The organism is Pseudomonas sp. MF6394, from assembly GCF_002018845.1.
GTDB classification, from domain to species: Bacteria; Pseudomonadota; Gammaproteobacteria; order Pseudomonadales; family Pseudomonadaceae; genus Aquipseudomonas; species Aquipseudomonas lactis.
The window spans coordinates 1-2,032 of record NZ_MVOJ01000074.1 but is presented as its reverse complement, the minus strand read 5'-3'; the positions used below and the strand labels follow the sequence as shown (position 1 = coordinate 2,032).

Annotated in this window: 1 protein-coding gene; it reads right to left on the bottom strand. The window is 56.1% G+C overall.

Annotated features, from left to right (window positions below; all coding sequences use genetic code 11):
• Positions 1 to 2,032 (bottom strand): immunoglobulin-like domain-containing protein (locus MF6394_RS32745; RefSeq protein WP_338013607.1); only part of this gene is annotated, 2,032 nt, incomplete at both ends.

The following is a 2,032-nucleotide window of genomic DNA, read 5'->3' as shown; positions in this document are numbered from 1 at the left end:
CCTTGTCGATGGTGTCGTTGATCGTGGTCGTTGCTCCATTGCCTGCAACTTCCAGTTTTTCGAAGTTGCCGCCCGAAGCGTCGGTGATCTTGACGGTCTGAGTGCTCTTATCGATGAACACGTCATCAGTAGGGGCGGGCACGGTCACAGTACCGACGGTCTCGCCAGCTTTGATAGTGATCGACGAGCCGTTATCCAGCTTCAAGGTGACGTCAGTACCGGCCTTGTTGCTCAAGGTCGCGGTGTAGGTGATCTGGCCGCCTTCGTTAACGGCACTTGGCGCAGTCAGCGTAACCGTGGTGGTGTTATCGGTGCCCGGTGTGTCCGTAACGGTGGTATTAACCGGGGTAGTACCTGGAACCAGATTTTCAAAGTGCTCGCCGCCGGTCACGCCTTTGATGGCGGTAGTGACGGTCTGGTCGCCTTTGTAGACATCGTCTGGCGCGATGGTGGTGATAGAACCGCTCGACTGGTTTACGCCAATAGTGATGGTCTGGCCGTTATCCAATGTCACGGTCAGCGGATTGGTGATGTTGGTCACCGGTGCGCCGTTCTTATCCACAAGGCTGGCGGTGTAGACGATGTTGCCGCCTTCGCCGACGGTGGTAGTGGCGGTCAGGACCACATCGACCTTGTCGATGGTGTCGTTGATCGTGGTCGTTGCTCCATTGCCTGCAACTTCCAGTTTTTCGAAGTTGCCGCCCGAAGCGTCGGTGATCTTGACGGTCTGAGTGCTCTTATCGATGAACACGTCATCAGTAGGGGCGGGCACGGTTACGGTGCCAACCGTGTCGCCAGCCTTGATGGTGATCGAAGAGCCGTTATCCAACTTCAGCGTGACGTCGGTACCGGCCTTATTGCTCAAGGTCGCGGTATAGGTGATCTGGCCACCCTCATTCGCTTCGGTCGGAGCGGTCAGCGTTACGGTAGTGGTGTTATCGGTGCCCGGTGTATCAGTAACGGTGGTGTTAACCGGGGTAGTACCTGGAACCAGATTTTCGAAGTGCTCGCCGCCGGTCACGCCTTTGATGGCGGTAGTGACGGTCTGGTCGCCTTTGTAGACATCGTCTGGCGCGATGGTGGTGATAGAACCGCTCGACTGGTTTACGCCAATGGTGATGGTCTGGCCGTTATCCAAGGTGACGGTCAGCGGATTGGTGATGTTGGTCACCGGCGCGCCGTTTTTATCCACAAGGCTGGCGGTGTAAACGATATTGCCGCCTTCGCCGACGGTAGTGGTAGCAGTTAGAACTACATCCACCTTGTCGATGGTGTCGTTGATCGTGGTCGTTGCTCCATTGCCTGCAACTTCCAGTTTTTCGAAGTTGCCACCAGTGGTCTCGGTGATCTGAACGGTCTGCGTGCTCTTATCGATAAACACGTCATCGGTAGGCGCAGGCACGGTCACAGTACCAACAGTGTCGCCGGCCTTGATGGTGATGCTTGAACCGTTGTCGAGTTTCAGTGTTACGTCAGTGCCCGCTTTGTTGGAAAGCGTGGCGGTGTACGTAATCTGCCCACCTTCGTTCGCCTCGGTCGGCGCTGTCAGTGTAACGGTGGTGGTGTTATCGGTGCTCGGTGTATCGGTAACGGTGGTGTTCACCGCTGTAGTGCCAGGGACCAGATTTTCGAAGTGCTCGCCACCAGTGACACCTTTGATGGCGGTGGTGACGGTCTGGTCGCCCTTGTAAACATCATCAGGAGCAAGAACCGAAACGCTACCGCTAGTCTGGTTTACGCCGATGGTAATGGTCTGGCCGTTATCCAAGGTGACGGTCAACGGGTTGGTGATGTTAGTCACCGGCGCACCGTTTTTATCCACAAGGCTGGCGGTGTAGACGATATTGCCGCCTTCGCCAACGGTGGTGGTAGCAGTTAGAACTACATCCACCTTGTCGATGGTGTCGTTGATCGTGGTCGTTGCGCCGGAGCCTGCGACTTCGAGTTTTTCGAAGTTGCCGCCGGAAGCGTCAGTAATCTTGACGGTCTGGGCACTCTTATCGATGAACACGTCATCGCTAGGAGCGGGCAC